Source organism: Embleya sp. NPDC050154 (assembly GCF_044460165.1).
Classification (GTDB): Bacteria; Actinomycetota; Actinomycetes; order Streptomycetales; family Streptomycetaceae; genus Embleya.
In genome coordinates this window covers 41300-64201 of sequence record NZ_JBITJP010000025.1, presented here as the reverse complement: position 1 = coordinate 64201, position 22902 = coordinate 41300, and the positions used below count along the sequence as shown (strand labels likewise).

Annotated in this window: 31 protein-coding genes; 27 read left to right on the top strand and 4 right to left on the bottom strand. The window is 68.4% G+C overall.

Going from position 1 to position 22902, the window contains the following annotated elements; all coding sequences use genetic code 11:
* The first annotated feature begins 15 nt into the window (after nucleotides 1-15).
* From rplX to truA, 22 genes are all read left to right on the top strand, one after another.
* Nucleotides 16-339 (top strand): 50S ribosomal protein L24, encoded by a 324-nt coding sequence (rplX, locus tag ACIBSV_RS38815; protein WP_026217943.1) that lies wholly within the window; start codon nucleotides 16-18, stop codon nucleotides 337-339.
* Nucleotides 339-908 (top strand): 50S ribosomal protein L5, encoded by a 570-nt coding sequence (gene rplE, locus ACIBSV_RS38810; protein ID WP_020549225.1) that lies wholly within the window; start codon nucleotides 339-341, stop codon nucleotides 906-908. The genes rplX and rplE overlap by 1 nt, the downstream gene beginning before the upstream one ends.
* A gap of 44 nt (nucleotides 909-952) precedes the next feature.
* Nucleotides 953-1138: a type Z 30S ribosomal protein S14 gene (locus tag ACIBSV_RS38805; RefSeq protein WP_020549224.1), complete on the top strand. Its 186-nt coding sequence runs from the start codon at nucleotides 953-955 to the stop codon at nucleotides 1136-1138.
* A 187-nt stretch (nucleotides 1139-1325) separates the two neighbouring features.
* A complete protein-coding gene (gene rpsH, locus ACIBSV_RS38800) occupies nucleotides 1326-1724 on the top strand; it encodes a 30S ribosomal protein S8 (protein WP_020549223.1) in 399 nt (132 codons plus the stop codon).
* A gap of 18 nt (nucleotides 1725-1742) precedes the next feature.
* Nucleotides 1743-2282, top strand: a complete 540-nt coding sequence (gene rplF, locus ACIBSV_RS38795; protein ID WP_020549222.1) for a 50S ribosomal protein L6 — start codon at nucleotides 1743-1745, stop codon at nucleotides 2280-2282.
* Between the two features lie 2 nt (nucleotides 2283-2284).
* On the top strand, nucleotides 2285-2668 hold the full coding sequence (rplR, locus tag ACIBSV_RS38790; RefSeq protein WP_020549221.1) for a 50S ribosomal protein L18: 384 nt from the start codon (nucleotides 2285-2287) through the stop codon (nucleotides 2666-2668).
* A gap of 46 nt (nucleotides 2669-2714) precedes the next feature.
* Entirely contained in the window at nucleotides 2715-3320 is a 606-nt protein-coding gene (gene rpsE, locus ACIBSV_RS38785; RefSeq protein ID WP_020549220.1) for a 30S ribosomal protein S5, read from the top strand.
* Complete coding sequence (rpmD, locus tag ACIBSV_RS38780; RefSeq protein WP_020549219.1) at nucleotides 3320-3502, top strand: 50S ribosomal protein L30; 183 nt, start codon at nucleotides 3320-3322, stop codon at nucleotides 3500-3502. The genes rpsE and rpmD overlap by 1 nt, the downstream gene beginning before the upstream one ends.
* A 1-nt stretch (nucleotide 3503) precedes the next feature.
* Nucleotides 3504-3962, top strand: a complete 459-nt coding sequence (gene rplO / locus ACIBSV_RS38775) for a 50S ribosomal protein L15 (protein WP_395871687.1) — start codon at nucleotides 3504-3506, stop codon at nucleotides 3960-3962.
* A 349-nt stretch (nucleotides 3963-4311) separates the two neighbouring features.
* Nucleotides 4312-5634, top strand: coding sequence for a preprotein translocase subunit SecY (gene secY, locus ACIBSV_RS38770; protein ID WP_020549217.1), 1323 nt, complete (start codon nucleotides 4312-4314; stop codon nucleotides 5632-5634).
* Nucleotides 5635-6288, top strand: coding sequence for an adenylate kinase (locus tag ACIBSV_RS38765; RefSeq protein WP_395871685.1), 654 nt, complete (start codon nucleotides 5635-5637; stop codon nucleotides 6286-6288).
* A gap of 142 nt (nucleotides 6289-6430) precedes the next feature.
* The gene (gene map / locus ACIBSV_RS38760; protein WP_395871683.1) at nucleotides 6431-7198 is read left to right on the top strand and encodes a type I methionyl aminopeptidase; all 768 of its coding nucleotides are present in this window, start codon (nucleotides 6431-6433) and stop codon (nucleotides 7196-7198) included.
* A gap of 70 nt (nucleotides 7199-7268) precedes the next feature.
* Nucleotides 7269-7853 (top strand): DUF1707 domain-containing protein, encoded by a 585-nt coding sequence (locus tag ACIBSV_RS38755; RefSeq protein ID WP_395871682.1) that lies wholly within the window; start codon nucleotides 7269-7271, stop codon nucleotides 7851-7853.
* Between the two features lie 18 nt (nucleotides 7854-7871).
* Entirely contained in the window at nucleotides 7872-8252 is a 381-nt protein-coding gene (locus ACIBSV_RS38750; RefSeq protein WP_395871680.1) for a DUF1707 domain-containing protein, read from the top strand.
* A 195-nt stretch (nucleotides 8253-8447) separates the two neighbouring features.
* Nucleotides 8448-8669: a translation initiation factor IF-1 gene (gene infA, locus ACIBSV_RS38745; RefSeq protein WP_018382544.1), complete on the top strand. Its 222-nt coding sequence runs from the start codon at nucleotides 8448-8450 to the stop codon at nucleotides 8667-8669.
* A 116-nt stretch (nucleotides 8670-8785) separates the two neighbouring features.
* Nucleotides 8786-8899 carry a 50S ribosomal protein L36 gene (gene rpmJ / locus ACIBSV_RS38740; protein ID WP_009740505.1) on the top strand — a complete coding sequence of 38 codons (114 nt, stop codon included), beginning with the start codon at nucleotides 8786-8788 and terminating at the stop codon, nucleotides 8897-8899.
* 182 nt (nucleotides 8900-9081) lie between these two features.
* Nucleotides 9082-9462 carry a 30S ribosomal protein S13 gene (gene rpsM, locus ACIBSV_RS38735; protein WP_020549212.1) on the top strand — a complete coding sequence of 127 codons (381 nt, stop codon included), beginning with the start codon at nucleotides 9082-9084 and terminating at the stop codon, nucleotides 9460-9462.
* Nucleotides 9463-9529: 67 nt separating this feature from the next.
* Entirely contained in the window at nucleotides 9530-9931 is a 402-nt protein-coding gene (gene rpsK / locus ACIBSV_RS38730; RefSeq protein ID WP_020549211.1) for a 30S ribosomal protein S11, read from the top strand.
* Nucleotides 9932-9959: 28 nt separating this feature from the next.
* Nucleotides 9960-10586 (top strand): 30S ribosomal protein S4, encoded by a 627-nt coding sequence (gene rpsD, locus ACIBSV_RS38725; RefSeq protein ID WP_020549210.1) that lies wholly within the window; start codon nucleotides 9960-9962, stop codon nucleotides 10584-10586.
* Nucleotides 10587-10686: 100 nt separating this feature from the next.
* Nucleotides 10687-11703: a DNA-directed RNA polymerase subunit alpha gene (locus tag ACIBSV_RS38720; RefSeq protein ID WP_020549209.1), complete on the top strand. Its 1017-nt coding sequence runs from the start codon at nucleotides 10687-10689 to the stop codon at nucleotides 11701-11703.
* Nucleotides 11704-11802: 99 nt separating this feature from the next.
* Complete coding sequence (gene rplQ / locus ACIBSV_RS38715) at nucleotides 11803-12324, top strand: 50S ribosomal protein L17 (protein ID WP_395871678.1); 522 nt, start codon at nucleotides 11803-11805, stop codon at nucleotides 12322-12324.
* Nucleotides 12325-12424: 100 nt separating this feature from the next.
* A complete protein-coding gene (truA, locus tag ACIBSV_RS38710) occupies nucleotides 12425-13267 on the top strand; it encodes a tRNA pseudouridine(38-40) synthase TruA (RefSeq protein ID WP_395871676.1) in 843 nt (280 codons plus the stop codon).
* A gap of 45 nt (nucleotides 13268-13312) precedes the next feature.
* Here truA and ACIBSV_RS38705 read toward each other — a convergent pair whose 3' ends face one another.
* On the bottom strand, nucleotides 13313-14359 hold the full coding sequence (locus ACIBSV_RS38705; RefSeq protein ID WP_395871674.1) for a hypothetical protein: 1047 nt from the start codon (nucleotides 14357-14359) through the stop codon (nucleotides 13313-13315).
* A 357-nt stretch (nucleotides 14360-14716) separates the two neighbouring features.
* Here ACIBSV_RS38705 and rplM point away from each other — a divergent pair, with 357 nt between their 5' ends.
* The 3 genes from rplM (at nucleotide 14717) to glmM (ending at nucleotide 17215) form a co-directional block, all read left to right on the top strand.
* The gene (rplM, locus tag ACIBSV_RS38700) at nucleotides 14717-15160 is read left to right on the top strand and encodes a 50S ribosomal protein L13 (RefSeq protein ID WP_020549205.1); all 444 of its coding nucleotides are present in this window, start codon (nucleotides 14717-14719) and stop codon (nucleotides 15158-15160) included.
* A gap of 41 nt (nucleotides 15161-15201) precedes the next feature.
* Complete coding sequence (gene rpsI / locus ACIBSV_RS38695) at nucleotides 15202-15687, top strand: 30S ribosomal protein S9 (RefSeq protein WP_395871672.1); 486 nt, start codon at nucleotides 15202-15204, stop codon at nucleotides 15685-15687.
* A 160-nt stretch (nucleotides 15688-15847) separates the two neighbouring features.
* Nucleotides 15848-17215 carry a phosphoglucosamine mutase gene (glmM, locus tag ACIBSV_RS38690; protein WP_395871670.1) on the top strand — a complete coding sequence of 456 codons (1368 nt, stop codon included), beginning with the start codon at nucleotides 15848-15850 and terminating at the stop codon, nucleotides 17213-17215.
* 21 nt (nucleotides 17216-17236) lie between these two features.
* Here glmM and ACIBSV_RS38685 read toward each other — a convergent pair whose 3' ends face one another.
* Both ACIBSV_RS38685 and coaA read right to left on the bottom strand, forming a co-directional pair.
* Nucleotides 17237-18211, bottom strand: a complete 975-nt coding sequence (locus tag ACIBSV_RS38685) for a DUF389 domain-containing protein (protein WP_395871668.1) — start codon at nucleotides 18209-18211, stop codon at nucleotides 17237-17239.
* Nucleotides 18212-18230: 19 nt separating this feature from the next.
* On the bottom strand, nucleotides 18231-19199 hold the full coding sequence (gene coaA, locus ACIBSV_RS38680; RefSeq protein ID WP_395871666.1) for a type I pantothenate kinase: 969 nt from the start codon (nucleotides 19197-19199) through the stop codon (nucleotides 18231-18233).
* Between the two features lie 93 nt (nucleotides 19200-19292).
* Here coaA and glmS point away from each other — a divergent pair, with 93 nt between their 5' ends.
* The gene (gene glmS / locus ACIBSV_RS38675; RefSeq protein WP_395871664.1) at nucleotides 19293-21143 is read left to right on the top strand and encodes a glutamine--fructose-6-phosphate transaminase (isomerizing); all 1851 of its coding nucleotides are present in this window, start codon (nucleotides 19293-19295) and stop codon (nucleotides 21141-21143) included.
* 99 nt (nucleotides 21144-21242) lie between these two features.
* Here glmS and ACIBSV_RS38670 read toward each other — a convergent pair whose 3' ends face one another.
* Nucleotides 21243-21782 carry a MarR family winged helix-turn-helix transcriptional regulator gene (locus ACIBSV_RS38670; protein WP_395871662.1) on the bottom strand — a complete coding sequence of 180 codons (540 nt, stop codon included), beginning with the start codon at nucleotides 21780-21782 and terminating at the stop codon, nucleotides 21243-21245.
* Nucleotides 21783-21894: 112 nt separating this feature from the next.
* Between ACIBSV_RS38670 and ACIBSV_RS38665 the strand changes: the two genes are divergently transcribed.
* The gene (locus ACIBSV_RS38665) at nucleotides 21895-22851 is read left to right on the top strand and encodes an EamA family transporter (protein ID WP_395871660.1); all 957 of its coding nucleotides are present in this window, start codon (nucleotides 21895-21897) and stop codon (nucleotides 22849-22851) included.
* Nucleotides 22852-22902 lie beyond the last annotated feature (51 nt).

The window sequence follows — 22902 nt, the reverse complement described above, 5'->3', positions numbered from 1 at the left end:
CCAATGGCGAAGGCGATGAAGATCAAGAAGGGTGACCTGGTACAGGTCATCACGGGCAAGGACAAGGGCAAGCAGGGCAAGGTCATCGCGGCCTACCCGCCGAAGGAGCGCGTCCTGGTCGAGGGCGTCAACCGGATCAAGAAGCACACCAAGGTGGGTCAGTCCGCCAAGGGTGCCAAGACCGGTGGCATCATCACCCAGGAAGCCTCCATCCACGTCAGCAACGTGATGCTGGTCGTGGAGAAGGACGGTAAGAAGGTCCCGACGCGGACCGGCTTCCGGTTCGATGACGAGGGCAACAAGATCCGGTACGCCAAGCGGACCGGTGAGGACATCTGATGACGGTCACCACTGAGGCGCGCGAACTGCCGCGTCTGAAGCAGCGTTACCGCGAGGAGATCCTCGGCAAGCTGCGTGAGGAGTTCTCGTTCGAGAACGTCATGCAGGTTCCGGGCGTCACCAAGATCGTGGTCAACATGGGTGTGGGCGACGCCGCCCGCGACTCGAAGCTGATCGACGGCGCGATCAAGGACCTGATGGCCATCACCGGCCAGAAGCCCCAGGTCACGAAGGCCCGCAAGTCCATCGCGCAGTTCAAGCTGCGTGAGGGTCAGCCGATCGGCGCGCACGTTACACTGCGCGGCGACCGGATGTGGGAGTTCCTCGACCGTCTGCTGTCGATCGCTCTGCCGCGTATCCGCGACTTCCGCGGGCTCTCGCCGAAGCAGTTCGACGGCCGCGGCAACTACACCTTCGGTCTCACGGAGCAGTCGATGTTCCACGAGATCGACCAGGACAAGATCGACCGCGTTCGCGGCATGGACATCACTGTGGTGACCAGCGCCAAGAACGACGACGAGGGCCGCGCTCTGCTGCGTCTCCTCGGCTTCCCGTTCAAGGAAGCGTGAGCAGTCGGCTCGCCGACTGAGGAACGCAACAAGGAGACTGAGACGTGGCGAAGAAGGCCCTGATCGCAAAGGCCGCCCGCAAGCCGAAGTTCGAGGTTCGTGGCTACACGCGCTGCCAGCGCTGTGGCCGCCCTCACTCGGTGTACCGCAAGTTCGGCCTGTGCCGCGTGTGCCTGCGCACGATGGCGCACGCCGGCGAGCTGCCGGGCGTCACCAAGAGCAGCTGGTAGTTCGCGGCGGCCGTTTCGACGGCCGACGCGACCCGGCACATCGCCCGTCCCGCGGGGACGGGCGAGAACAGTAACGACGTCGTAGGTCCCGCACCGCAGTCGTCGCTCCGCCGCTCTCCCTCGGGAGGGCGGCGGGGCGAGGGATCGCACGCCGGGAAACCACGGCGAGAAAGGCCTTGAGGCCGTCATGACCATGACCGACCCCATCGCAGACATGCTGACCCGTCTGCGGAACGCCAACTCGGCATATCACGACGATGTCGTGATGCCGTTCAGCAAGATCAAGTCGCACATCGCGGAGATCCTCCAGCAGGAGGGTTACATCCAGGGCTGGCGCGTCGAGGACGCGGAGGTGGGCAAGAAGCTCACCGTCGTCCTCAAGTACGGCCCGAACCGCGAGCGCTCGATCGCCGGCGTCCGCCGTGTGTCGAAGCCCGGTCTGCGGGTGTACGCAAAGTCCACGAACCTGCCGAAGGTGCTCGGTGGCCTCGGCGTCGCGATTATCTCGACGTCGACCGGTCTCCTCACCGACAAGCAGGCGGCCAAGAAGGGCGTGGGCGGGGAAGTCCTCGCCTTCGTCTGGTAAGGGAAGGGAAGGAGAGCAATGTCGCGCATCGGACGTCTCCCCATCCCGGTTCCCACCGGTGTGGACGTCACCATCAATGGCCGCGAGGTTGTCGTGAAGGGCCCCAAGGGTTCCCTGTCGCACACCATCGCCGCCCCGATCGAGATCGCAAAGTCGGATGACGGCACCCTCGCGGTGACCCGTCCCGACGACGAGCGTCGCTCGAAGGCCCTGCACGGGCTGTCCCGGACGCTGGTGGCGAACATGATCACTGGTGTGACCCAGGGATACATCAAGAAGCTCGAGATCAGCGGTGTCGGTTACCGAGTCCAGGCGAAGGGCTCCTCGCTGGAGTTCGCGCTCGGATTCAGCCACCCCGTCGTCGTCGAGGCCCCGGAGGGCATCACCTTCGTGGTCGAGGCCCCGACCCGTTTCTCGGTCGAAGGCATCGACAAGCAGAAGGTCGGTGAAATCGCCGCGAACATCCGCAAGCTGCGGAAGCCCGACCCGTACAAGGCCAAGGGCGTCAAGTACGCCGGCGAGGTCATCCGCCGCAAGGTCGGAAAGGCTGGTAAGTAGGCATGGCTGTCGGCGTGAAGACCGGCAAGGGCGTTGCGAAGAAGTCTGTCGCACGCAAGCGCCGGCACATCCGGGTGCGGAAGAAGGTTTCCGGCACCCCGCTGCGGCCCCGTCTCGTCGTGAGCCGCTCCACCCGTCACATGGTGGCGCAGGTTATCGACGACATCGCCGGCCACACTCTCGCTTCGGCCTCCACGATGGACCCGTCCATCCGTGGTGGTGAGGGCGACAAGACCGCTCAGGCTCGCAAGGTCGGCGAATTGGTCGCCGAGCGCGCGAAGGCTGCCGGTGTAGAGGCCGTTGTGTTCGACCGCGGTGGTAACAAGTACCACGGTCGTATCGCCGCCCTCGCGGATGCCGCACGCGGTAACGGGCTGACCTTCTGAGCCCGCTCCGGGACAAGCTTCGAACGACAGATGTGAGGACATTCTGATGGCTGGACCCCAGCGCCGCGGTGGCGGCGCCGGCGGCGGCGAGCGGCGGGACCGGCGGGATCGACGTGATGGTGGCGCAGCCGCCGAGAAGACCGCTTACGTCGAGCGCGTCGTCGCGATCAATCGCGTCGCCAAGGTCGTGAAGGGTGGTCGTCGCTTCAGCTTCACCGCGCTGGTCGTGGTTGGCGATGGCGATGGCACCGTAGGTGTCGGTTACGGCAAGGCCAAGGAGGTGCCGGCCGCGATCGCCAAGGGTGTTGAAGAGGCCAAGAAGCACTTCTTCAAGGTCCCCCGTATCCAGGGCACCATTCCGCACCCGATCCAGGGTGAGAAGGCTGCCGGCGTCGTGCTCCTGAAGCCGGCCTCGCCGGGTACCGGTGTCATCGCCGGTGGCCCCGTGCGCGCCGTGCTCGAGTGCGCCGGCATCCACGACGTGCTGAGCAAGTCGCTCGGTTCGTCGAACCCGATCAACATCGTGCACGCGACCGTCGCGGCGCTCCAGGGGCTCGTTCGCCCCGAGGAGATCGCGGCTCGTCGTGGCCTGCCTCTGGAGGACGTGGCCCCGGCCGCGCTCCTGCGGGCCCGCGCGGGGGTTGGTGCGTAATGGCACGTCTCAAGGTCACGCAGACCCGATCCAAGATCGGTGGCAGGCAGAACCAGCGGGACACTCTCCGTTCGCTCGGTCTCAAGCGCGTCCACGACGTGGTCGTCAAGGAAGACCGCCCGGAGATCCGCGGCATGATCGCGACGGTGTCGCACCTCGTCACCGTCGAGGAGGTCGACTGACATGGGTGCTGACAACCCGCTGAAGGTGCACCACCTGCGGCCCGCCCCGGGCGCCAAGACCGCCAAGACCCGCGTGGGTCGTGGCGAGGGCTCCAAGGGTAAGACCGCCGGTCGTGGCACCAAGGGCACCAAGGCTCGTTACCAGGTGCCGGCCCGCTTCGAGGGTGGGCAGATGCCGCTGCACATGCGGCTGCCCAAGCTCAAGGGCTTCAAGAACCCGTTCCGGGTCGAGTTCCAGGTCGTGAACCTGGACAAGATCGAGGCCCTGTACCCCAACGGTGGCGAAGTCACCGTCGAGGGTCTGATCGAGAAGGGCGCGGTTCGCAAGAACCTGCCCGTCAAGATCCTGGGCACCGGCGAGATCTCGGTTGCCGTCCAGGTGAAGGTGCACGCCTTCTCCGGCTCGGCGAAGACCAAGATCGCCGCCGCGGGTGGTTCGACCGACGAACTGTCGGTCTGATCCGAACGCGGGACAAGGTGTGATCGTCATGGCCCGTTCGGATCGGTACCGAACGGGCCTTGACGTCGTTGGAGGCTATAGCGCAGGGGTGTCACGCCGGTAAGGTGGTGGCGCCCCTGTGGTTTGCTGTGACGTGGGGGCAGGTTCATTGCTCCACCCCCACACATGACTTGCTGTGTTTTTACCGTGTGTTGTGTCATGTCGCAGGAACGTCGGGCCGGGGCGATACTTCCGGGCCGTCGGCGCTGTTATTGTCCGTGAGGTTCCTGTGTGGGACCTGACCAGTGGTCCTACCGGACCGACGACTCGATCGACTCGCCCCTAAGACGGGCGAGGCGCAGGAGGCAGTGTGCTCACCGCGTTCGCCAGGGCGTTCCGCACGCCCGACCTGCGCAAGAAGCTGCTGTTCACGTTGGCGATCATCGTCCTCTTCCGGATCGGGTCGCATATCCCGGTACCGGGCGTCTCGTTCGAGATGGTGCGCTCTTGCGTAGAGGACTCCAACCGGAACAGCCTGTTCGGCCTCGTGAACATGTTCAGCGGCGGCGCGCTGCTGCAACTCACGATCTTCGCGCTGGGGATCATGCCGTACATCACGGCGAGCATCATCCTGCAGCTCCTCACCGTGGTGATCCCGCGGTTGGAGGCCCTCAAGAAGGAGGGGCAGTCCGGCACCGCGAAGATCACCCAGTACACCCGGTACCTGACCATCGCTTTGTCGATCCTGCAGTCCACCGCGCTGATCGCCACCGCACGCAGCGGCGCGCTCTTCTCCAGCGCCCGCAGCGCCACCTGCGACCCGCAGGGCATCGTTCCGGACGACTCGCTCTTCCGAGTGATCGTCATGGTCGCCGTGATGACCGCCGGCACCTCGACGATCATGTGGCTCGGTGAGCTGATCACCGACCGCGGCATCGGCAACGGCATGTCCATCCTGATGTTCGTCTCGGTCGCCGCCGGCTTCCCGGCCGCGCTGTGGACGATCAAGGAGCAGGGCACCATCGGCGGCGGTTGGGTACCGTTCTTCACCGTCATCGCCATCGGCCTCGTGATGGTCGGCCTGGTGGTCTTCGTGGAACAGGCGCAGCGCCGGATCCCGGTGCAGTACGCCAAGCGCATGATCGGGCGTCGCGCCTACGGCGGGACCTCGACCTACATCCCGCTCAAGGTGAACCAGGCGGGCATCATCCCCGTCATCTTCGCCTCGTCGCTGCTGTACATCCCGGCCCTCATCGCTCAGTTCAGCGGTGGGAAATCGGACTGGGCGGTGTGGATCGAACGCCACTTCGTCAAGGGCGACCATCCGCTGTACATGATCACGTACTTCCTGCTGATCGTCTTCTTCGCGTTCTTCTACGTGGCCATCACGTTCAACCCCGAAGAAGTTGCCGACAACATGAAGAAGTATGGTGGCTTCATTCCGGGGATCCGCGCCGGCAGACCGACCGCGGAATACCTGAACTACATCCTCACCAGGATCACGTGGCCCGGATCGTTGTACCTGGGCATGATCGCGTTGGTACCCAGCATCGCGCTCGTGCTCTTCAACGCCAACCAGAACTTCCCGTTCGGCGGCACGAGCATCCTGATCATCGTGGGAGTGGGTCTGGAAACCGTGAAGCAGATCGAGAGTCAGCTCCAGCAGCGCAACTACGAAGGCTTCCTCCGCTAAATGCGTATCGTTCTCGTGGGGCCTCCCGGCGCGGGTAAGGGAACCCAGGCCCAGTACATCGCCGCCAACCTGTCGATTCCCGCCGTCTCGACCGGTGACATCTTCCGCGCCAACGTGAGTCAGGGCACCCCGCTCGGCCGCGAGGCGAAGACCTACATGGACGCGGGCAACCTGGTACCCGACGAGGTGACCATAGGCATGGTCCGGGAGCGCCTGGCGCAGCCGGACGTCGCCGCCGGTTTCCTGCTCGACGGGTTCCCGCGCAACACGGCCCAGGCCAAGGTGCTCGACGAGATCCTCGCCGAGAACGACACCGAACTCGACGTCGTGCTCGAACTCAAGGTCGACGACTCGGAGATCATCCAGCGGATCTCCGGCCGTCGGCAGTGCCGCGCCAACGGGCACGTCTGCCACATCCTGACCGACCCGCCGAAGGTCGCCGGGGTCTGCGACGAGTGCGGGAGCGAGCTGTACCAGCGCGACGACGACCGCGAGGAGACCGTTCGGCACCGTCTGGACGTGTACAAGGAGCAGACCGAACCCTTGGTCGGCTATTACTCCGAGCGCAACCTCCTGCTGCCGATCCAGGCGACCGGTCCGGTCAAGGAGGTCACCGAGCGCGCGATGGCCGCGCTTCGGGAGTTCCGCGCCTGATCGGCGTCGGCCGCGACAGACATCACACATGGGCGATCCGGGGAAACCCCGGATCGCCCATCGTGCTTTCGCGCCGACACACAACCTCGGCGACACACGAATACGAATGAGGACGGCCATGCCGGTGTTCAGGAAGCGGCAGATGCGAATCGAACGCAAGACGCCCGAGCAGATCGAGAAGATGCGTCGCGCCGGGGCCGTCGTGGCACACACCCTGGAGGCGCTGCGCGAAGCGGCGAAGCCGGGCGTGACGACGGCCGACCTGGACGCGATCGCCGAACGCTCGATCCGCGCCGCGGGCGCGATCCCCTCGTTCAAGGGCTACCACGGCTTCCCCGCGTCGATCTGCGCGTCGGTCAACGACGTGGTGGTGCACGGGATTCCGGACGAGACGCCGTTGCACGACGGAGACATCATCTCGATCGACTGCGGGGCGATCCTGGACGGCTGGCACGGCGACTCGGCGATCACCGTGCCGATCGGCACGGTGCGGCCCGAGGTGCTCGAACTGAGCCGGGTGTGCGAGCAGTCGATGTGGGCGGGCATCGAGGCCGCGGTGGCCGGCGGTCGGCTGACCGACATCAGCCACGCGGTGGAGAAGTCGATCCGGGCCAACCCGCTGCCGGGCGGCGCCAAATACGGCATCGTCGAGGACTACGGCGGCCACGGCATCGGCACCGAGATGCACCAGGACCCGCACGTGCTCAACTACGGCCCCGGCGGGCGCGGGCCGCGCCTGGAGGTCGGGGTGTGCCTGGCGATCGAGCCGATGGTCACCCTGGGCAAGCCGGACACGTACACGCTGGCCGACGAGTGGACGGTCAAGACCACCGCGGGCGGCTACGCGGCGCACTGGGAGCACTCGATCGCGATCACCGAGAACGGGCCCGTGGTACTGACGCTGCCCTGATGCCAGACCCCCCTCGATGGTGGGGCTGGCACCATGTACGACTCTTCGCGCCCTGCCTAGTGTCGATGACATGGTGAGGACTCCGACCATGCGGGCATCCGACGTGGACCGTGAGGCGGCGGTGACGCTGCTGCGCGATCACCACGCCGTCGGACGGTTGACGCTCGCAGAGTTCAACGAACGCATGGGGGCCGCCTACGAGGCGGTCACGCTGGGGGAGCTGGCTCGGCTGATCGCCGATCTGCCGCCGCCGGAACACCTGGAGGCGGATGTCGAGGTGATCCGCGCGCGGATGGCCTACGAGGTGGCCCGCACCCGGGCGACCCTGGCGCGGCCGGTCGCGCCGGAGTCGCCGCCGGTCGCGTCCTGGCCGGCGCCCCGGCCCGCGCCGCCGCCGGTCCGGCCGCAGGTGCGCCGGGAGGTGGTTCCGGCGCACGGGGAGCGCGACGGGTGGGCCGCCGGCGCGCGGGCCCTGCGCGCGGCGTGGACCACGCTGAACGCGGTCACCGCGTTGAACGTGGTGATCTGGCTGCTGGTCGCGGTGGCCGGTACCGGGGTCGTGTACTTCTGGCCGGTGTGGGTCTACGGTCCCGCCGCGGCCGTGCTGGGTTCGATCCAGATGGTCTACTGGCGCCACGGGCGCTCCTCGCCGTGACCGGGCTACCCTCGTCTCATGGACCGAGATCCGAACGCTCCCGCGACTCCCACGGACCGCGAACGCGTGACCGCCGAGCTGCGTGAGCACCTCGCGTCGGGTCGGCTGGCGCTGTCCGAATACCGGGCGCGCCTGGACGCGGTCCGCCGAGCCGGTACGGTGGGGGAGCTCGACGCGGTCTCGGCGAATCTGCCGGGCCGTGAGGATCGAGACGACGCGGCGGGTGCGACGCCGCCGCCGGAGTACCGACCGATCGTCGACGCGCCTCCACGAGCCGGTGCCTACGGCCCGGCGGAGGAGCGGCGTCCGCGGGTTTCCAACGCGACGTTGAACAAGGTCTGGTTGGTCGTGATGTCACTCGGCGTGCTGGTGTGGGCGCTGGTCTACTTCCTGAGGTAGACCGACGGGCCCGGCAGGAACGGAACCTGCGGTTCCGGGCCCGGTTTCGCTTTCACTGGCCGAGTGCCTTAGACTGACTCGTCGGCTCACATGTAGCCAGGTTTGGCGCGCCCGTCATCTGGGCGCCAAAAATTTGAGCTTCGTCATGTGCGCCGGGTAACGGTAGCTGATCCCGAGATACGAAGCGCGGAGGACATGCCCAAGAAGCAAGGGGCCATCGAAATCGAGGGCACCGTCATCGAGTCGCTCCCCAACGCCATGTTTCGCGTGGAGCTTCAGAACGGGCACAAAGTCCTCGCGCACATCAGTGGGAAGATGCGGATGCACTACATCCGTATTCTTCCGGACGACCGGGTTGTCGTGGAGCTGAGCCCTTACGACCTGACCCGCGGCCGGATCGTCTACCGCTACAAGTAGGCGAGCCCCGGCCCTGCCCACGCCGAGCGTGGTGTGCGGGGCTTGGACGCAAACCGATAACCGACTCGGCGACGGCGGCGTGCCCGCACGCCTTCGTCACACGTACCGGAGAAATCATGAAGGTCAAGCCGAGCGTCAAGAAGATCTGCGACAAGTGCAAGGTGATCCGCCGTCACGGCCGGGTCATGGTGATCTGCGAGAACCTGCGCCACAAGCAGCGCCAGGGCTGAGCAACACCCCCCTCGCACAACGAGCGATCGACGCGCGACGCACCCCGTAAGAGCCGCAGCACCCGACCCCCGTTTCGTGCGGGACGCCACCCTCGGCCGGAGGCCGAGGACCGAGGACATCTCCAGAAGGTGTGCCGGACCGGTGCTGGGCCAGACCTCCGACTAAACCAGGAGCCACACATATGGCACGCCTCGTCGGCGTCGACCTCCCCCGTGAGAAGCGGGTCGAGGTCGCTCTGACCTACATCTTCGGCGTCGGGCGCACTCGTGCGCTGGACACGCTGAAGAACACCGGTGTCAACCCCGACACCCGCGTCCGCGATCTCGCCGAGGACGACCTGATCAAGCTTCGCGACTGGATCGAGTCGAACTACCGCGTCGAGGGTGACCTCCGCCGCGAAGTTCAGGCCGACATCCGCCGCAAGGTCGAGATCGGTTGCTACGAAGGTCTGCGTCACCGTCGCGGTCTTCCCGTCCGCGGTCAGCGCACCCACACCAACGCGCGTACCCGCAAGGGCCCGCGCCGCGCGATCGCCGGCAAGAAGAAGCCGGGCAAGAAGTAGTCCGCGTACGACGGATCACGCGGTCCTCAATTCGTAGCGGACCGACGACCTCAGGAGTTTCCAGCAGATGCCTCCCAAGAGCCGCGCGGGCGCCAAGAAGGTGCGCCGCAAGGAAAAGAAGAACGTCGCTCACGGGCACGCCCACATCAAGAGCACGTTCAACAACACCATCGTTTCGATCACGGACCCCAGCGGCAACGTGATCTCGTGGGCCTCCGCGGGCCACGTCGGCTTCAAGGGTTCGCGCAAGTCGACCCCCTTCGCCGCGCAGATGGCCGCCGAGTCCGCCGCGCGTCGTGCCCAGGAGCACGGCATGCGCAAGGTCGACGTTTTCGTCAAGGGCCCGGGTTCCGGTCGTGAGACCGCCATTCGTTCGCTGCAGGCCACCGGCCTGGAGGTCGGCTCCATTCAGGACGTCACCCCCGTGCCGCACAACGGCTGCCGCCCCCCCAAGCGCCGCCGCGTCTGACCAGCAGCTGACTAGGAGTTAAAGAACAATGGCGCGTTACACCGGCGCGGACTGCAAGCGCTGCCGTCGCGAGAAGATGAAGCTGTTCCTCAAGGGCAGCAAGTGCGAGGGCCCGAAGTGCCCGATCGAGATTCGCCCCTACCCGCCGGGTGAGCACGGTCGTGGCCGTACCAAGGACAGCGAGTACCTGCTGCAGATGCGCGAGAAGCAGAAGTGCGCGCGCATCTACGGTGTGCTCGAGAAGCAGTTCAAGGGCTACTACGAGGAAGCGAACCGTCGCCAGGGCAAGACCGGCGAGAACCTGCTTCGCATCCTCGAGTCGCGCCTGGACAACGTGGTCTACCGCGCGGGCTTCGCCAAGTCGCGTGACCACGCCCGTCAGCTCGTTCGCCACGGTCACATCGTGGTCAACGGCGTCAAGACGGACATCCCGTCGTTCCGGGTCTCCGACAACGACATCATCGAGGTCCGCAAGGACTCGGTCGAGCTGACCCCGTTCGTGGTCGCCCGTGCCGAGGCCGGCGAGCGCACCGTCCCGGCCTGGCTCGAGGTCATCCCGGGCAAGATGCGCATCCTCGTGCACTCCCTCCCCGCGCGTCAGGTCATCGACACGCAGGTGCAGGAGCAGCTCATCGTCGAGCTCTACTCCAAGTAAGAGCTCCACGGGATCGGGCGGACCGGGATTGTGCCGGTCCGCCCGTATCCTTGTTTCCACTGGCGTCAAATAGCGGGCGTCATTACCAGGAGGCATCCCCATGCTTATCGCCCAGCGGCCGACCCTCACCGAGGACGTCGTCGACGAATACCGCTCGCGGTTCGTCATCGAGCCCCTCGAGCCCGGCTTCGGCTACACGCTCGGCAACTCGCTCCGTCGTACGCTCCTGTCCTCGATCCCGGGCGCTGCTGTCACCAGCATCCGGATCGACGGCGTCCTGCACGAGTTCACCACCGTGCCGGGTGTCAAGGAGGACGTCACCGACCTCATCCTGAACATCAAGCAGCTCGTCGTCTCCTCGGAGCACGACGAGCCGGTCGTGATGTACCTGCGCAAGCAGGGCCCGGGTGTGGTCACCGCCGGCGACATCGCGCCGCCGGCCGGTGTCGAGGTGCACAACCCCGACCTGGTCCTGGCGACGCTGAACGCCAAGGGCAAGCTGGAGATGGAGCTGACCGTCGAGCGCGGTCGCGGCTACGTCTCCGCGGTGCAGAACAAGCAGGCGGGCCAGGAGATCGGCCGCGTGCCGGTCGACTCGATCTACTCGCCGGTGCTCAAGGTCACGTACAAGGTCGAGGCCACCCGTGTCGAGCAGCGCACGGACTTCGACAAGCTGATCGTCGACGTCGAGACCAAGCAGTCCATGCGTCCGCGCGACGCGATGGCCTCCGCGGGCAAGACGCTGGTCGAGCTGTTCGGTCTCGCCCGCGAGCTGAACATCGACGCCGAGGGCATCGACATGGGCCCGTCGCCGACCGACGCCGCGCTCGCGGCCGATCTGGCGCTGCCGATCGAGGAGCTCGAGCTCACGGTCCGCTCGTACAACTGCCTCAAGCGCGAGGGCATCCACACCGTGGGTGAACTGGTCGCGCGCAGCGAGGCCGACCTGCTGGACATCCGCAACTTCGGTGCGAAGTCCATCGACGAGGTCAAGGCGAAGCTCAACGGGATGGGTCTGGCCCTCAAGGACAGCCCGCCCGGGTTCGACCCGACCGCCGCCGCGGACAGCTTCGGCGACGAGGACGACCACGGTTTCGCCGAGACCGAGCAGTACTGAGCTTCGTCGCGAGGCGTAGCCCACCACCCGGGCCGACCGGCCCGGGTGGACTGACGCCGGTACCTGATACGGCCGGCGCAGGAATATCTAGGAGAGAACATGCCCAGGCCCACCAAGGGTCCGCGCCTCGGCGGCGGCCCGTCCCACGAGCGGCTGATCCTGGCCGGTCTCGCGACGGCGCTGTTCGAGCACGGTCGGATCACCACGACCGAGGCCAAGGCGCGTCGGCTGCGTCCCGTCGCCGAGCGACTGATCACCAAGGCGAAGAAGGGCGACCTGCACAACCGTCGCCAGGTGCTCACGATCGTTCGTGACAAGAGCGTCGTGCACGCGCTCTTCGAGGAGATCGCTCCTCGGTACGAGAACCGCCCGGGCGGTTACACGCGCATCACCAAGATCGGCAACCGCAAGGGCGACAACGCGCCCATGGCGGTCATCGAGCTGGTCGAGGCGCTGACCGTGGCGCAGACCGCGGTCGGCGAGGCCGAGGCCGCCACGAAGCGCTCGGTCAAGGAGCAGGAGACCGCCAAGGTCGAGACGACGAAGGTCGTCGAGACCGAGGAGGCGCCCGCCGCCGAGGCCGAGAAGGCCGAGGAGAGCAAGGACGCCGACAAGGCCTGACGGTCTCGTCGCGTGCTCCACGCGTTGTGAATCACAGTGCGAGCCCGTCCCCCGTACCCGTACGGAGGGCGGGCTCGCGCCATGCCCGGAGGTGGTTGACGTGGTGCGCTTGCGCATCGATCTGTCGTACGACGGCACCGAGTTCGCGGGCTGGGCCCGGCAGCGCGAGCTGCGCACCGTGCAGGGCACGCTGGAGAGCGCCCTGACCACCGTGCTGCGGCTGGCCGAGCCCGCCCAGTTGACGGTGGCCGGGCGCACGGACGCGGGGGTGCACGCGCGGGGTCAGGTGGCCCACCTCGACGTGCCCGACGAGGTGTGGGCCGCGCTGGGCGACGTGGCGCTGCGTCGGGTCACCGGGGCGCTGCCCCGGGATCTGCGGGTGCGCGACATCACCGTGGCGCCCGAGGGCTTCGACGCCCGGTTCGGCGCGATCTGGCGGCGCTACGCGTATCGGGTGTGCGACGCGCCGGGCGGGGTGGACCCGCTGCGGCGGGGCAGCGTGGTGTGGCACGACCGGCCGCTGGACGAGACCCGGATGAACGCGGCCGCGCAGCGGTTGTTGGGCGAGCACGACTTCGCGTCGTTCTGCCGCAAGCGCGAGGGGGCCACCACCGTGCGCTGCCTCCAGGACTTCTCCTGGGCGCGCGAGACGCCGAGCGGGGCCGATGTGGGTCCCGCGTTTCGGCCGGTGATCGTGGCGACCGTGCGGGCCGACGCGTTCTGCCACAACATGGTGCGCTCGCTGGTGGGCGCGATGCTGGCGGTGGGCACCGGACGCAAGCCGGTGGAGTGGCCGCTGGAGGTGCTCGGGCGCGCGGTGCGCGACTCGGGCGTGCACGTCGCGCCCGCGCACGGGTTGACCCTGGAGGAGGTGGCCTACCCGGCGGACGCGTTGCTCGCGGACCGGGTGACGGCCACCCGTCGGCGTCGGGACGGCGGCTGAGGTCGGGACGGACGGGGGTCGGGGCGCGGCCCCGGCCCGTCCGGGTCAGCCCTGGATCTGTTCCAGGGCCTTGCGCCGGTTCTCGTCGTCGATCTGCTTGGAGCGCGCCTCGCCGCGTGCGGTCAGCGAGTTCCACAGGAACTTGTCCACGTCGTCCTGGGCCTGCGCCATGGTCTTGTCGTCGCCGACCGGGTCCTTGCCGTCGGCGTACCAGTCCAGGGTGAACAGCGCGTAGCGGCCGACGGAGTTGCGCAGCTTGCCGTGTTTTTGCTTCTGGGCGTCGAGGACCTTGACGCCGGGGCCGGCCAGCGGCAGCAGTTCGCCGCCGTCCTTGCCGTTCTTGATCGCCGCGGCCTTGTCGGCCGAGGGGAACGAGGCGACCGCGGCGGTGGAGACGATGCCGTTCGGGCCGACCACCGCGAGTCGGATGAGCTGGGTGCACTGCTGGTTGCGCGCGGCCGGGCCGAGCTTGGCGTCGGTGCCGTCCGAACAGGTGTTGTCCAGCTTGCTCGCGACCACCGAGTACTGCCGCCCGTTGACGGTGAACTTCGCGCCGGGGAACAGCGATTCGACCGTGAACGGCGCGTTGTCCAGGGCCGGGTCGGCGAGCACGGCCTGGGCCGGAGGCGGCGGCGGGACCGTGGGCGCGGGGCGGAAGGTGGGCTTGGCCGGGGCGAAGGTCGAGGCGGACGGGACGCCCGAGGCGCCCGGTCCCGCGCTCTTCTTGTCGTCGTCGCCGGACGTGGCCATGACCGCCGCGACCACGCCGCCGATCAGGGCGAGTCCGAGCACGGAGCCGCCCACGGTGAACAGCAGCCTGCGGCGGCGGGCCGCCGCGTCGCGTCGCTCCGCCAGCGCGTCCCAGTCGGGACCGGTGGAGGAGCCGAACTGCTGTTGCCCCGTTGGCTGTTCGTGCGCCGGTCGGGCGAAGGGCTGCTGTGGTTGAGGATGCGGCTGTGGCCCCTGGGGGCCCTGCGCCTGAGTGGGGAACGGATCCCACGCGTGGGCCGGCTGCCCCGGTGACCCGGGCCCGCCCGGGCGTACGCTCCAGGGCTGCTGCCCGTCGTCTCCCGGTGTACCGACCCCCGACATACCCGCCCCCTGCAAGGAGTGACCCGCCTCGGCTCCCCATGCGCCGACGACCCGATCGTTCGGCGCATCGTACCTATCCGCCGATCCGGTGAGGACCGGCGTGGCACGGTAGGAGCACCCGCGCGGATGGCTTACGCTGGGGAGGGGCGTGAGCAGATCATCGCCCCATTGCTCGTTTTGACCGGCACCCCCTTGACCCGGTATTGTGCCGGTTCGTTGTGCGTATTGGCTTGCTTGAGTGGAGTCGGTACGCCGGGCCGCCGGCCACCGGAGTCCGCATTCGGTTCGGAATCATCTCCCGGACAGCCAGTCGGCATCCGTAAGCACACACTCACGAAGAAGCGAAGGCTATCGACCGTGCGCACGTACAGCCCCAAGCCCGGCGACGTCCAGCGTCAGTGGCACGTCATCGACGCGACCGATGTCGTGCTCGGCCGTCTGTCCACCCAGGCTGCTGCCCTGCTCCGGGGTAAGCACAAGCCGGTGTACGCGCCGCACGTCGACACCGGCGATTTCGTCATCATTGTGAACGCCGACAAGGTTCACCTGTCGGGCAACAAGCGCAGCCAGAAGATGGCGTACCGCCACTCCGGCTACCCGGGTGGCCTCCGCGCCGTCCGCTACGACGAGTTGCTGGAGAAGAACCCCGAGAAGGCCGTGGAGAAGGCCATCAAGGGCATGCTCCCGAAGAACACCCTGGGTCGGCAGATGTTGTCGAAGCTCAAGGTGTACCGCGGTTCCGAGCACCCGCACTCGGCGCAGCAGCCGGTTCCGTTCGAGATCACCCAGGTCGCGCAGTAGTCACGGCCACCGCCTGACGAACGAATAGTTTGAGGAGAACAGTGGCCGAGACCATTGCAGAAACCCCGATCGAGGAGACCGAGGGTCTTCCGCTCGAGAGCTACACGTCCGAGTCGCTCGCCTCGCGCTTCAGCGAGCCGCAGGCGGGTTCGGCCACCGGCCGCCGCAAGGAAGCCGTCGCGCGCGTCCGGATCGTTCCGGGCACGGGCAAGTGGAAGATCAACGGGCGCACGCTCGAGGAGTACTTCCCGAACAAGGTGCACCAGCAGCTCGTCAACGAGCCCTTCAAGGTGCTCGAGCTGGACGACCGCTACGACGTGCACGCCCGCATCCACGGTGGCGGCGTCTCCGGCCAGGCCGGCGCGCTGCGTCTGGGTGTGGCCCGTTCGCTGAACGAGGCCGATGTAGAGTCGAACCGCCCGGCGCTCAAGAAGGCCGGCTTCCTGACCCGTGACCCGCGTGCCACGGAGCGCAAGAAGTACGGTCTGAAGAAGGCGCGCAAGGCGCCTCAGTACAGCAAGCGCTAAACAGCCCGCAGCACCCTCTGCGGCTGTACGCAGCGTCATCAGGCCCCGGGGGCACGGTTCGTGCCCCCGGGGCCTGATGCATTTTCCGGCGGTACTCCTGGGGGAGTGGCGTCGCGAGGTAGTGTCCGAGACATCCGGAATGTATGCGGGAGATCCAACTGTGGGACGACTCTTCGGTACGGACGGCGTGCGTGGCCTGGCGAATGGCCGGCTGACCGCGGAACTGGCGCTCGATCTGGCGGTCGCCGCCGCGCGGGTGCTCGGATCACGCGGCCGGGACGGGATTCCGCAATCAGGGCACGGCCGCAGGCCGTTCGCCGTGGTGGGTCGTGACCCCCGGGCCTCCGGAGAGTTTCTCGAGGCGGCCGTGGTCGCGGGTCTGGCGGGCGCGGGTGTGGACGTGTACCGCGCCGGCGTGTTGCCGACGCCGGCGATCGCCTACCTGACCGGGCTGCTCGGCGCGGACATGGGCGTGATGCTCTCGGCGAGCCACAACGCGATGCCGGACAACGGGATCAAGTTCTTCGCGCGGGGCGGGCACAAGCTGCCCGACGACGTGGAGAACGAGATCGAGGCGCTGCTGGGCACCGCGTGGGAGCGGCCGACCGGGTCCGGGGTGGGCCGGGTACAGGACCATCCCGAGGGCCACGAGCGCTACGTCGAGCACCTGCTGTCCTCGCTGCCGCATCGCCTGGACGGGCTCAAGGTCGTGGTGGACTGCGCGAACGGCGCCTCCTCGGCGGTGGCGCCGGACGCGTTGCGTCGGGCCGGGGCCGAGGTGATCGCGATCCACGCGGAGCCCGACGGGCTGAACATCAACGACAACTGCGGTTCCACGCACATGGACGCGCTGCGGGCGGCCGTGGTCGAGCACGGCGCGGACGCGGGCATCGCGCACGACGGCGACGCGGACCGGTGCCTGGCGGTGGACGCGCGCGGCGAGTTGGTCGACGGCGACGCGATCCTGGCGGTGCTCGCGCTGGCGATGCGCGACGGCGGACATCTCGTGGAGAACACGCTGGTGGCCACCGTGATGTCCAACCTGGGGCTCAAGCTGGCCATGCAGGCCGCGGGCATCAAGATGGTGGAGACCGCGGTCGGCGACCGCTACGTGCTGGAGGCGATGCAGGCCTCGGGCCTGTCGCTGGGCGGCGAACAGTCCGGCCACGTGGTGTTGTTGGATCACGCCACCACGGGCGACGGCACGCTGACCGCGCTGCGCCTGCTCGCGCGCGTCGCGGAGACGGGCACGCCGCTGCACGAGTTGGCCTCGGTGATGACGCGCCTGCCGCAGATGTTGGTCAACGTCGCCGGGGTGGACCGCACCCGGGTGCACACCACGCCCGAACTGGCCCAGGCCGTCGCGCTGGCGGAGAAGCGATTGGGGGACACCGGCCGGGTGTTGCTGCGTCCCTCGGGCACCGAGCCGTTGGTGCGGGTGATGGTCGAGGCGCAGACGCACGACCAGGCGCACGACGAGGCCGCGGGTCTGGCCGAGGTCGTGCGGACCCTGCTCGCGCTCGAGTAGCACGGCCGAACCCCCGCGGGGTCACGATGACTTCCCGGCCCCCGTCGTACGCGACGGGGGCCGTTGTTTCGCGCGGGCGGCCTGCAGGCTCCACAGGCCGCGCTGGACGAGCAGGGTGAGGGTGCCCGCGAGCACGATGCCGACCAGGTTCAGGCCGAGTTGGCCCAGGGAGCCGGCCGCCTGCCGGTAGTCGGCGTACCGGATGGCCACCGACGCGTTCGCGGCCGCGGGCACGGTGGTGACCGAGATCAGTACGCCGATCAGCGCGCCGGACTTGGCGCTGGTCAGCGAGAGCATGCCCGCGACGCCGGCGAGCAGCGCGACCCAGAACGACAACCAGTCCGGTTGGAAGATGAACTCGGTGAGTGGGCGCGAGCGTTCGAGCATTTCGCGGTCGAACAGGCCGAACGCGCCCAGGAGCGCGGTGAACGCCATGGTGACCGCCATCGCCACCGGGAAGCCGATCAGCAGCGCGAGCGCGGAACGGCCGGCGAGTCGGGGCTTGCGCTGCACGGTGGCCACGCACAGTCCGGCGAGCGGGCCGAACTCGGGTCCCACCACCATCGCGCCGACGATCAGGATCGGGTTGTCCAGCAGTACACCGCACGCCGCGATCATGGTGGCCACCGTCAGGAAGGCCAGGAAGGTCACCGAGAGGGTGGACTCCTCGGAGGTGGCCTCCTCGATCTCCTCCCAGACTACGGAGTCGGCGCTGTCGCCCGGCGCGTTCCGCTCGGCCTGGTCCGCGGACCGGGACAACATCACGTCCAGGTCCTCGAGCGCGATCGCACCGTCGTCCTCCAGGCCCAGCGCGCGCAGGTCGGCGAGCACCGCGCTGGTGGTCTCGCGCGCGAGATCGCAGGCGATCACGTCACCGGGGGGTTGCACCGCCGCGCCCGGCCACACCACCAGGTGGGTCGCTCCCGGTTCGCCGAGCAACAGGTCGCGCACGGCGGCGCTGCGGTCGGCCGGGACGATCAGGCGCAGATGGAACATCCCGTGACGGTACCGCCCTTCACAGCTTGCGCAGTCGCAATCTGCTCACCGCGTGCTCCGCATCCTTTTGCAGTACCAGCGTGGCGCGGGCGCGGGTGGGTCGGATGTTCTGCACCAGGTTGGTCTCGTTGATGGTGGCCCACGTGTTCTCCGCGTAGCGCAGCGCGTCCTCGGGGGTCATCACCGCGTACTTGCGGAAGTACGAGGCCGGGTCGCGGAACGCGGTCTGGCGCAGTTTGACGAAGCGTTCCAGGTACCAGCGGCGGATGTCCTGGGTGCGGGCGTCCACGTACAGGCTGAAGTCGAAGAAGTCGGACAGCGCGAGCCGGGGGCGGCCGTCGGCGGTCGGCGAGGCGGGTTGCAGCACGTTCAGGCCCTCGACGATCAGGATGTCGGGCCGGTGGATGGTCAGCCGCTCGTTCGGCACGATGTTGTAGGTCAGGTGCGAGTACACCGGCGCGGTGACCTCGGGCTTGCCCGCCTTGACGTCGGCGACGAAGCGCACCAGGGCGCGTCGGTCGTAGGACTCGGGGAAGCCCTTGCGGTGCATGATCCCGCGGCGCTCCAACTCCTCGTTGGGGTAGAGGAAGCCGTCGGTGGTCAGCAGTTCGACGTGCGGGTGGTCGGGCCAGCGGGCGAGCAGTTCGCGCAGGATGCGGGCGGTGGTGCTCTTGCCCACCGCGACGCTGCCCGCGACGCCGATCACGAACGGTATGCCCGGGTTCTCGCCGTTGCCCAGGAACGTGGTGAGCGCGCGGCCCAGGCCCCGGGTGGCGCCCACGTAGAGGTTCAGCAGCCTGGACAGCGGCAGGTAGACGTCGGAGACCTCGTCGAGGTCGACCACGTCGCCCAGGCCGCGCAGGCGTTCGAGTTCGTCGGCGGTCAGCGGCAGCGGCGTCCCGGCCCGAAGCCGGGTCCAGGCGGCGCGGTCGAGTTCGACGAAGGGGGACAGGTCGCGAGCCGGCCCCTGAGCCGCGAAGGAGTGCACGTGCCTATTGTCCCGAGTGTGCGCCCACGCGCCGTCGCCGGGCCGTCGAACGCGTTTCCGCCGGCCCGATGTGGACCCCGTAGGCTGGCCCCCATGTGCGGGATTGTGGGATATGTGGGCGCTCAATCGGCGCTGGACGTGGTCATCGGCGGGCTCAAGCGGCTGGAATACCGCGGTTACGACTCGGCCGGGGTGGCCGTGCTCTCCGCCGGTGCCCTGGTGAGCGAGAAGCGCGCCGGGAAGCTGGCCAACCTGGTGGGCGCGCTGGCGGAATCGCCGCTTCCGGTGGGGACGTGTGGCATCGGGCACACGCGGTGGGCCACCCACGGTGCGCCCAACGACGCGAACGCGCATCCGCATCTGGACAACGCGGGTCGGGTCGGCGTCGTACACAACGGGATCATCGAGAACTTCGCCGCGCTGCGCGCCGAGTTGGCCGAGCGCGGGCACAAGCTCGCCTCGGAGACCGACACCGAGGTGGTCGCGCACCTGCTGGCCGAGGAGTTCGCGGGCGCCGGCGAGGACCTGGCCGAGGCGATGCGCCGGGTCTGCCGTCGGCTGGAGGGCGCCTTCACCCTGGTCGCGGTGCACGCGGACGCTCCCGACGTGGTGGTCGGTGCGCGCCGCAACTCGCCGCTGGTGGTCGGTCGCGGTGTCGGCGAGAACTTCCTCGCCTCGGACGTGGCCGCGTTCATCGAGCACACGCGCGAGGCGATCGAGCTGGGCCAGGACCAGGTGGTCGAGCTGCGCCGGGACGCGATCACGGTGACCGACTTCGACGGCGCGCCCGCGGCCATTCGCGAGTACCACGTGGACTGGGACGTGTCGGCCGCCGAGAAGGACGGCTACGACTACTTCATGCTCAAGGAGATCGCCGAGCAGCCCAAGGCGGTCGCCGACACGCTGTTGGGCCGGATCGGCACCGACGGGCGCCTGGTGCTCGACGAGGTGCGGATCGCGGACGAGGTGCTGCGCGAGATCGACAAGGTCGTGATCATCGCCTGCGGTACGTCCTTCCACGCGGGCCTGATCGCCAAGTACGCGATCGAGCACTGGACCCGCGTGCCCTGCGAGGTCGAGCTGGCCAGCGAGTTCCGCTACCGCGACCCGATCCTGGACCGGCAGACGCTGGTGGTGACCATCTCGCAGTCCGGCGAGACGATGGACACGCTGATGGCCCAGCGGCACGCCCGCGAGCAGGGCGCCAAGGTGCTGGTCATCTGCAACACCAACGGCTCGACGATGCCGCGCGAGGCGGACGCGGTGTTGTACACGCACGCGGGCCCCGAGGTCGCCGTCGCCTCGACCAAGGCGTTCCTGACCCAGTTGGTCGCCTGCTACCTGGTCGCGCTGTACCTGGGCCAGGTGCGTGGCACCAAGTGGGGCGACGAGATCACCGAGGTGATCGAGCAGCTCGCGGCGATGCCGGAGATGGTGGACAAGGTCCTGGACACGATGGAGCCGGTGCGCGAGCTGGCCCGTTCGCTCAAGGACGCCGGTTCGGTGTTGTTCCTGGGCCGGCACGTGGGCTACCCGGTGGCGCTCGAGGGTGCGCTCAAGCTCAAGGAGCTGGCGTACATGCACGCCGAGGGCTTCGCGGCGGGAGAGCTCAAGCACGGTCCGATCGCGCTGATCGAGGAGGGCCTGCCGGTCGTGGTGGTGGTCCCGTCGCCGCGTGGGCGCTCGGTGCTGCACGACAAGATCGTGTCCAACATCCAGGAGATCCGGGCCCGCGGCGCACGCACCATCGTGATCGCCGAGGAGGGCGACGAGGCGGTCGTGCCGTACGCCGACCACCTGGTGCGCATCCCGGTCACGCCGGTGCTGCTGCAGCCGCTGGTGTCCACCGTGCCGTTGCAGGTGTTCGCGTGCGAGCTGGCCACGGCCAAGGGCCACGAGGTGGACCAGCCGCGCAACCTGGCGAAGTCGGTCACGGTCGAGTAGTCCGACCCGATCCTCGACCGCCCCGCGCCCCCTCATCGAGAGGGGGCGCGGGGCGGTTTCGCGTTTCGGGCGGGGCGCTCGGGGCCGGATCGGTTCGGGTCAGCCCAGGTGGGTGTCGCCCTGGGCGATCAGGAGCTTGCGCAGCAGGGCGTTGAGCTGGTCGCGCTCGCTTTCGTCGAGGACGGCGAGGAAGCGGCCCTCGTTCTCCAGGTGGCCGACGAGGATGTCGTCCACGAGCTTGACGCCCTCGGGGGTCAGCTTGACCAGGACCGAGCGGCGGTCCTCGGCGCTGACCGAGCGCTCGACCAGGCCCTTCGCGGTGAGCTTGTCCACCCGGTTGGTGATCGCGCCCGACGTGACCATCGCCGAGCGCAGCAGCGTGCCCGCGCTGACCCCCTCGACGCCGCCGGAGCGGCGCAGCGTGGCCAGCACGTCGAACTCGGAGAAGTCGAGCCCGTAGCGGGCGAAGTAGGTGCGCAACGTCTGGTCGATGAACCGGCGCAGCCGGTTCATCCGCCCGACGGCCGCCATGACGTCGAGGCTCTCGGGAGCGATGTCGGGCCGCTCCCGGTGCCATTGGTCCCAGACGTCGTCGATCGCGTCGCGGATGTCTGTCTCGGATGTGCCGCGTTCGGTCATGCCGCCAATTTATCTCAACGCTCATCTACTTGACGCTCACAGAAGGAGGGTATTTACTTATCTCAACGTTCAGATAGTTACTGCTCGCAAAACTAGCGTTGAGGTGAATGGCATGGCGGTTCAGGGTGGTAGCAGGGGGATCGGTCGGGTGGGGATGCTCCTGGCGACGGCCGTGGCCCCGGCCACGTGGGGGACCACCTACCTCGTGACCACGGAGATGCTCCCGGCCGACCGGCCGTTGCTCGCGGCCGGCGTGCGGGCGTTGCCCGCGGGTCTGCTCCTGGTCGCCATGTCCAGACGGCTGCCGACCGGGGTGTGGTGGTGGCGCTCATTCGTCCTGGGGATGCTCAACGTCGGGTTGTTCTTCCCGCTGATCTTCGCCGGCGCGTACCGCCTGCCCGGTGGTGTCGCGGCCACCATCGGCTCGGTGTCGCCGCTGATCGTCGCGGGCCTGTCGTTCCTGATCCTGAAGGTGCGGGCACAACCGCGGGTGCTGCTCGCCGGCGTCGGCGGCGTGGTCGGCGTCGCCCTGCTCGTGCTCAGCTCGGAGGCGGAACTCGACCCGATCGGTGTCGGCCTGATGCTGCTGGCCACCACCTTGATGGCGATGGGCGTGGTGATGTCGGCGCGCTGGGGTCGACCCGAGGGGGTCTCGCTGTTGGCCACCACCGGATGGCAGCTCACCGTCGGCGGCATGGTGATCGTCCCGATGATGTTCGCGATCGAGGGCATGCCGCCGGTGCCCACCGGCCGCAACCTGCTCGGCTTCGGCTACCTGGTGCTGATCGGCACCGCGCTCGCCTACGTGCTGTGGTTCCGCGGCATCGAGCGCCTCGGCGCCGGCGTGGCGTCCTTCCTCGGCCTGGTCAACCCGGTGGTCGCCACGCTGGCCGGCCTGGTCGTGCTGAGCCAGACGCTGACCGCGCTCCAGGTGCTCGGGCTGCTGATCGCCCTCGGCGCGATGTTGCTCGGCCAGTGGCAGCCGCGGCGCCGCACCGAGGTGCGCGTCGAGCCGCCGGTGACTCTCGTCAACGAGCGCAACCGGGCCGACGTCGTCGAGGCGTCGTGACCCGAGAGCGCCCACGAGCCCACCGGGCCGCACCCCCGCCGGGGGTGCGGC